General features: G+C 57.4%; 7 protein-coding genes. 2 read left to right on the plus strand and 5 right to left on the minus strand.

Features of this window, described 5'->3' with window-relative positions:
- The 4 genes from C2U58_RS19595 to C2U58_RS19965 form a co-directional block, all read right to left on the minus strand.
- Positions 1 to 927 (minus strand): ATP-binding protein (locus tag C2U58_RS19595; RefSeq protein WP_343125477.1); only part of this gene is annotated, 927 nt, incomplete at its 3' end.
- Complete coding sequence (locus tag C2U58_RS19600) at positions 927 to 2,777, minus strand: hypothetical protein (protein ID WP_049399271.1); 1,851 nt, start codon at positions 2,775 to 2,777, stop codon at positions 927 to 929. The genes C2U58_RS19595 and C2U58_RS19600, both read right to left, overlap by 1 nt.
- A complete protein-coding gene (locus C2U58_RS19605; protein WP_017354507.1) occupies positions 2,774 to 3,517 on the minus strand; it encodes a hypothetical protein in 744 nt (247 codons plus the stop codon). The genes C2U58_RS19600 and C2U58_RS19605 overlap by 4 nt, the downstream gene beginning before the upstream one ends.
- A 532-nt stretch (positions 3,518 to 4,049) precedes the next feature.
- On the minus strand, positions 4,050 to 4,289 hold the full coding sequence (locus C2U58_RS19965; protein ID WP_049399270.1) for a hypothetical protein: 240 nt from the start codon (positions 4,287 to 4,289) through the stop codon (positions 4,050 to 4,052).
- A 479-nt stretch (positions 4,290 to 4,768) separates the two neighbouring features.
- Between C2U58_RS19965 and C2U58_RS19970 the strand changes: the two genes are divergently transcribed.
- Positions 4,769 to 5,596: a hypothetical protein gene (locus C2U58_RS19970; RefSeq protein ID WP_049421696.1), complete on the plus strand. Its 828-nt coding sequence runs from the start codon at positions 4,769 to 4,771 to the stop codon at positions 5,594 to 5,596.
- 432 nt (positions 5,597 to 6,028) lie between these two features.
- Here the strand turns inward: C2U58_RS19970 and C2U58_RS19615 are convergent, their stop codons facing one another.
- Complete coding sequence (locus C2U58_RS19615) at positions 6,029 to 6,274, minus strand: helix-turn-helix transcriptional regulator (protein ID WP_017354505.1); 246 nt, start codon at positions 6,272 to 6,274, stop codon at positions 6,029 to 6,031.
- Positions 6,275 to 6,369: 95 nt separating this feature from the next.
- Between C2U58_RS19615 and C2U58_RS19620 the strand changes: the two genes are divergently transcribed.
- On the plus strand, positions 6,370 to 7,132 hold a 763-nt coding region (locus C2U58_RS19620; protein ID WP_146033505.1), incomplete at its 3' end, for a hypothetical protein.

Raw genomic sequence — 7,132 nt, forward strand, 5'->3', positions numbered from 1 at the left:
TAAGTGTCCGTGAAAACGGGGGTGAACCCCAGCAGCGATCTTGGTGAGTAGGTGGTAGACAAACTGGTTGAAGGAGGCCATGAGCCAATCCTTGGGAACGGGATAGTTGCCTTGATTGGCAAGGTTCTCAATTCGTTCGCGTATCGCTTCGGTCTCCTTCTCAAGGCGCCAGCCAACGCTGTAAGCATAGGGTGCGAATGCTTCGGTGTAGGTCTTTCCTCCCTCGTCCGGCCACCTCATAACTTGGTCAAGCTGGCGAAATGCCAAGGCGACATCACATGCGTCCTGCACGTCAGCGTCCTCCGTCGGGATGTCCCAGAGAAGCCCGGTAAAAGGATGGCTGTCGACAAAGAATCGGCCATACAGATGTGGCGGCGCCAGCTGACTAAGATCGTCTGCGCCTCCAATCACGCTGTTGCTCTGGTGGATGAAGAGAAAGAACGGTTGCACTGATGATCCGAGGAAGTGGTTCTGAAGCTTTGCAAGGTGGGCGTAGTCCTTGAGCGTGAGCTGCTCAGCCGTATCGATCGCAATCACGACCACGTCGGCCGATGCTCTAGCGGCTTCCTGCTCAATTGCCCGGATGATCCTGAGGAGGAGATCCTGTGGGCTGGCTACGGTTGTTGCCCTCATGCCCAGTCCAAGGATGACCTCGCGGAAGAAGTTGCCTTCGCTAGGGGTAGTCGGTTTTCCGACGACCATCCGGAGGAATCCAATAGGAAATGGTCGCCAAGAAGTGGTGGTTTCAAGTATTCGCGTGGCAGTTGACTTCCCACACCGGCCATCGCCAATGATCCTCAGGCTCGGCCGCCCATACTCCAGGCACGTGGCGAATCCAGATGCCATTCGCAGTAAGGGGAGAGTCTGGATATTGGGGCGATGTCGCGCGTGCATTGGGTGGTTCTCAAGGCTCGCCGGGGCCTTCATCAGCGGAGCCTCGTGTTGAACGTGGCCCTGCGGATTCCCATCAGTGGAGAGCCTTGCCCCTGACTGTTGGTCGTGGAAGGTGGCTTGGGCACATCGCCAGCTGCCATGAGCGAGGCGCTGTCCCTGACGCCAGCGGCCGCCGATCGGACGGCTGCGTGATAGGCCTCAATGTTGTCGGCTAAACAGTAGTTACCGGGCTCCCGTGACGCGTCGCTCTTCGCCCAGCGTGCCGCGCGCTTCCTGATCGACAGCGTGTGGGCCACGCTCGCATATGGGGCGAGAGCGTGAAGTGTGAGTACACGCTTACCGCCTCTCCAGAGGGTCAGCTTGCGAATGTCTCGCCAGTCTTCGTAGGTTGCGTCAAATGACTGCCCAATCAGGTGCCACTGTCCAGACAGTGTTGGTGACCTGTACCTAGCGTGGTCGAGATAGACGAGGGGAGGTACACCACTCCTTCTGGAGCCTCTGATGGTCACCTTCATCCGCCTAACGGTCATGTTTCTCACGTCATCTTCGGTGCCAGGTGCATGCCACACCCACTCCCCAGATGCCAGATGCTCATCAATGATTCGCTTGGGCGACCTGGGTTCGCGAGTGGACCGGCTCGTCACATTGTGCGAGGTAACATAGGTGTCAATGAGGTCTTTCAAGACCTCCAGGAGAATGGGGTGGTCTTTCCCGTCAAGCTTTGTAGTGACTTGACGCTCATTCACTTGCGTTGCGGGAGCAAAGCCGCCGGCGATGTGGCGCAGCAGGCCATTCTCAATCTTCTTGAATAGAGCCTCGATGTAGGGGCGACCTTCGCCCATCCCGGATCGTCCAAAGTGCAGGATTCCCTTGTGATGATCAATGAGATTTCGGACTGTCATCTTGGCGTGATGGGATGAGTCGTTGTCCATTGCGATCATTGCGCTTCTCATCACTACCTCATCCACTAGGTAGATCGACGGCATCCATGCACTAGTCGAGTAGCTCAAGTTCGACGTGCTCAGATCCCTTGGTTGCCAGGGGCTCATGATCTTCGCGAACAGGCTGACTACATCGTGTTGCTCGTACTTCCGGCCAAGCACCATTTCCCAACCAAGGATGGCGCCACTCCCGACATCAACAACTGCCAGTAGCCAGATCCGACTAATCTTCTCTAGCCGGAATGAGCCGTCCGCCATCGGCATGGCCAGCCATGCGTCGATGTCGACGGAATGCTCGTCGTACTCAACTCGATCAAATGGCCGAATGCTGAGTAGGTTCTCGATTCGGGTGGAAGTAGGCTCATCCGCAGCCAAGAGCATCTCATTTTCGCTCTTTGTGCCTCGGATGCGCTTTATGAGGGAGGTCAGTGCTCGTCTTCCCTTGTCACGGATGTTGAGCGGATACATGGCCTGAAAGCCCTTCCCAGTCAGCACCTTCACGAACTGGGAATGCAGCCTGTCGAACGCGGGGCTCCTTTTGGACTGTGTTGGCAAGGCGCCCTTGAATCTTGCGACTGCATCGCCGAGTTCGGGGATCGCTTGCAGGACAGCATCTATGGCGAACGGATGTGAACTATCGGGGACGACCGAGTTGTTGCGATCTGACACGCTGAATCGCGCATAGGGAATGCAGGCTCGGTATCCGACTCGATGACCGCTCTCGTCGAAGAGCAGTGCGGTCCGGATCATTCGAGAGAGGGTATTTCGCGGCACGCCCCATCGAAGGGCTGCGTCGACCAAGGTTGCCCCATCAAGGACGCTGGTGAGTGCTGACAGGCGGGCTTGAAATTCCGACTGTTGATCAGCTGGAAGTACGATCCCATTTGGCCTTGGAGTTGCCCGGATCGACTCGAGGTCGACGGCATTGAACTTGGAACTCATGGGTCGGCCCTCCAGATCCTTGATCGCCCCGTCATTCGAGGAAATGCATCGGTCGCCAGAAATCCGACGTGAAGCAACTCAGCCACGACCCCCTGAATGTGAGTTCGAGGGTGGTGCCTGAGCTCATGGATGAGTTCATCTGCACTGATGCTGCCGCTTCGCTCGATGGTCGCGGCGATTTCCTGTCGCAACGCCAGGCTGCTCCCCAGATCCTTGGCTGACTGGCAGAACCCGAGCAGTTGGTAGCAGAGCTCATTCCTGCCGCCGGGCGCCTTGAGTTCGTCCTCCGTGATTAGCCACAAAGAGATGCCTGCATCCTTGGCTGCTGAACGAAGCCGGTCCAGCTCGCGAGGACGACGCTTGCCATCCACGCCGGGTACTGTCTGCGAATTCGGAATGACGTTTGCATAGATCTCCTGGCCTCCGCGCCTCTGAAACCAGAAATGGAGTTCCATGCTGTCAAGTCCTACCGGGATGGACCGAGGCCTCTCGGTCACGGCCGCCACTGATGGATCAAACTCCAATTGCAGTCGAAGCGCGAGTTGCAGGGGGCCGTGTACGGTAACCGTCCGGTTCTCTTTCGGGCTAAAGAAGGTGAAGATGTCCCCCCTCTTGATCTGGCCAGCGGTTAGTTCACGGGGGGCCAGCGGTCGATCCTTCCCATTGTGGAGCGGGTCGGAGGCGCGTGCAGACGCTACGCCTTGGAACGGGCTCACGGGATTGGTCGCGTGGTTGCTCATGCTGCCTCCTTGTGGATGACTGCAGTTCGCATGGTCGAGGAGTGGCGCTGCGCAATCGCGATTGAGGGATGACTCAATGCATGGTCAGCTGAGTGTTGGATCTTCATCGATCGACTTCCCGGTTGGCCTCGGAGAATGAGGCTCGGTACTGGCGGCAATGGCCAGCAGGGTCATTGGGGATTTCGGGCATGGGGTGCCGTGCCGATTGCCATACGATGGCAGTCGGAGCGCGCAGATGCCCGCTCAAGCAGCTTTGCCGCTTGACACGAAGTCGGAATTGCGGGAGCCTACATACGTTATCGTAGAGCTTCACCCCCTCTCGCTCCGGCGAGAGGCTATCGCCCCCGTTGCTGCGGGGGCGATTTCATTTCCGGGGTCGGAGATTTGATGAACTGGGGGGCTAAATGCCTCCTTTGAAGCTGGAGTTTTGGCGTCAAGCCGTTCAGGGGCGCACTGTGCGCCTAGGTGAGTTTCAGCAGATCAGAAGTGGTGCGGGCCTTTTGGCTTCGGCCTCAGCTCGCGTGCTCAGGAATTACAGCGAGTTCAGCCACTCAGCGACATCTCGCGTTTTGGCGAACAACCCCCGCCGACCTGGCAGCGGAAAGGTGCGAACCGGCAAAAGTTCACGCTGGACGGCTCGGCCGAAGGTGCGGCCGTTTGGAAAGCCAAGGTTCCGCTGGAGGTCGCTGCCGCCCATGAGCTCCCCATGCCGCTCTAGCAGCTCGCGACTGAGTTCGGTGGAGACTGCTGCTTCTGGATTCTGGATAGGCATGACGCAACTCCTAGCTACCGTTGGACCCCATCATGCACAATTGCAGCCAGTTCTAGGGGATTCTTTAGTCCCGCTTCAGAAGATCCATAAGTATGCCTCGTGGCAAGATTCCAACAGACGTGGCGCTGGTCGTCCGCAATAGCGTGTGGGCCTGCGTTGTGCGAAGGCTGCATGGCGATCGACTGACCTGGGATGATCTTGATCAGTTGCTCTTGCCTAGAGTTGGGCTCGATATACACGCGCAAGCGGCCAACGGTCGTCCCCGATCCTTCTACCGGTTCTTCAGCAAGGGGCATCATCCAGGGAAGCTACGCGGTCCTGGTGGATACTTGATTGACTCGGTGCATGGGGATCCAGCGTTCGCGGCTGCAAAGGAGGCCTTCGAGCATCCGATCTGGATGATCTGCAGCACAGAGGCTCCCACTGCGGAGCAATTGCGGGGCGTACGTCGATCACTAATGGAGCGTCTTGGGCTACTGATGCCGTCCATCACCGAACGCCTGGTGGCTTCTCATCACAATCTCCCTGGCCTCAGCAGCTATGCGCCAAGTCGGGTAGATGCCTTGGAGTCCATGTTCAACGTGGCCGAAGGTGGCTCCTTGGACGCGATAGGCCTGTGTGCGTGTAACTATCTGTTAGCTATAGACAGCGGTAGGCTCGAGACTGCAGTAGATGTCCGGGATGCACTACGCTGGGCAATTATTCGTTTTTGTGCTGTTTGGGGATTGCGCCCCGACGCATGCACGGCAATCCAGCTGTTGATGGAGCAGCGGGTGGTCAGGCTTCGTAGGGGATCGCTGTTGCCAAAGGATGTTGGGTTTCCACTTGGCAATACGGATTCCAGCGCGTTTAGTAGCAATTCGGCGAAGGGGGTATTCTTCGCAGATGACTATCCGTGCATGCTTCCGGTGACTCCTCGCACAGGTGGGGTGGATACATTCTTCGCCCGGTTTCACTCGCACTATCTTGCTTTCGTGAATGATCTGACAAGGCAAGGAGCATTCGCGCAGCTGGCTGGGACTGAGCTCGGCGGATCTTTGCCGACTCAAGATGCAATTGACGACCTGTTTCTTGGGCTGCTGGACGTGCCGGAGGATGTTTGTCACGGCGAGGTTGCAACTCTCAAGCAGTTTGCGCCAATCAGTCCGGTAGCGGCATGCGTGGCGGAAGTCCTGCCCACTTCTAGCATCGGAAGCTCGCCTTACACCCGCATCAAGCCTCTGGGCGCAGTGCTTCTGAAGTTCATGCGTTCTGTCGACATGCTGGTTGACGTTGAGCATCCGCATCCCATGGTTGATGAGCCGTGAGATGCGCCTCCAGGATCTTTCGTTACCTTGAAGTGGCGTCAACAAGGGAGAGGTATCAACGCTAGCCGCGCGGTGGAGGTCACTGTTCTTGCGGGGAGATGCGCATGCTGGTTCTGCAATGCATGCCGAGCCTTTTAAGCTATGGTCAGTACGAAGAGGTCGCCCCAAAGGGATTTCCTTGAAGCGCTGAACCTCTTATTGCGAAGGAATCGTCAGTCAAGCGCGCCGACAGGGCTTATGAATGCTTTCCCTTCTAGCTCGGATGGTGCGCTGGAGGCCACCACTTGACCAGCCAGTCCTGTGTAGCCAGAACTGGCAAGAAGCCATTTGCTCAAAGTGGTCGCATGCTCGTTGAGCGGGATAGTGGGGTGGGCACTAGGCGTGAGCCTAGTGGTACGCATCTGAAGAAGACTGAGCCTTAGCTCAGTAAAGTCAGTCTTTGAGTCGCTTCTCAAAGTCGGCAATGAGCTTGCCCAGGGATAGGCCTGTCAGGCGCGCTATGTCCCTAAGCTCCACGACGTCAACCCTGCGCTTCCCTGTCTCAACATCGCTAATGAACGACTGGCTGCGCCCCAGCTTGCTGGACACTTGTACTTGGGTAAGGCCAGCAGCCAAGCGCGCGTCTCTGACGGTCTCAATCAGGGCGGCGTATTCCTTGCGATGGATTGTCTTGGCCACGGCCGCACCCTGGTTGAGCGGCTTCAGAAGCTATATCCAGTTCTCCGATATCTAAAAACCAGATATCCTGTGCTTCTCATTGACAGGGGAAGGGCATGATCAAAGAACAACGTCGACGCGACGCAGCTGGCTGGGGCAGGCAGGGCTTGCTGCTTGCTCTGACGGTCCTAGTTGCCGCCTGCAGCGGTCCAGTAGACAGGAAGTTGGTCACTGACGGCACGCAGGAGCAATACAGAGCGTCGATTGACGCAATTGACGCCGAGCTGAGTGCCCATGAGCGGGATGCCTTCAACTGGGCCGTTGCCGGCCTTGATCTGGCTGAGCTGAACAAGGCCTACCCGAATGCATCTATAAGACAGGTGGTTAGGGGGCACATCAAGCAGATTAGGGATGCCCATCCAAAAGAAATTCTTGCTCTGCAGGAGCAGGCCAACGCGCAGCGGCCGACGATCACCGAACTAGAAAGAGTGCGTGCGAGTGGCGCAACGTTACGGATCGAGGACAGCTTCTTTGGCCCGAAGCCGGTCATTGAGGCGCGAATTGCGAATAGCTCAACTTTGGCGCTCAGCCAGGCCAGCTGGGCGGCGACGCTCTACATCAATGGCGAAGCTCAGCCCACGGCAAAGTCGCGGGTGCACAGCGACTTCCGATCGATTGATGGCCTCAAGCCGAGCCGCGGCGTCACGGCGCGCTTCAATGTTGGCTTCGTAAAAGGTGATGATGCGTGGTCGACACTGGCAATTCGACAAGCGTCTTCAACGCGAGTCGAGCTCGAACTAATTCCTCAGACGGCTTTGGACTTCAATGACAAGCCCTACATAGCTGCCAAGGGTTCACCCCCGTTTTCACGGACACTTA

The sequence above is a fragment of the Stenotrophomonas sp. VV52 genome (genome assembly GCF_002893095.1).
In the GTDB taxonomy this organism is placed as follows: domain Bacteria; phylum Pseudomonadota; class Gammaproteobacteria; order Xanthomonadales; family Xanthomonadaceae; genus Stenotrophomonas; species Stenotrophomonas aracearum.

What these genes read in the sequence shown, in the direction of transcription:
- C2U58_RS19965 (WP_049399270.1), bottom strand. Translation starts at nt 4,289, where the DNA reads ATGCCTATCCAGAATCCAGAAGCAGCAGTCTCCACCGAACTCAGTCGC.
- C2U58_RS19970 (WP_049421696.1), top strand. Translation starts at nt 4,769, where the DNA reads ATGCCGTCCATCACCGAACGCCTGGTGGCTTCTCATCACAATCTCCCT.
- C2U58_RS19600 (WP_049399271.1), bottom strand. Translation starts at nt 2,777, where the DNA reads ATGAGTTCCAAGTTCAATGCCGTCGACCTCGAGTCGATCCGGGCAACT.
- C2U58_RS19605 (WP_017354507.1), bottom strand. Translation starts at nt 3,517, where the DNA reads ATGAGCAACCACGCGACCAATCCCGTGAGCCCGTTCCAAGGCGTAGCG.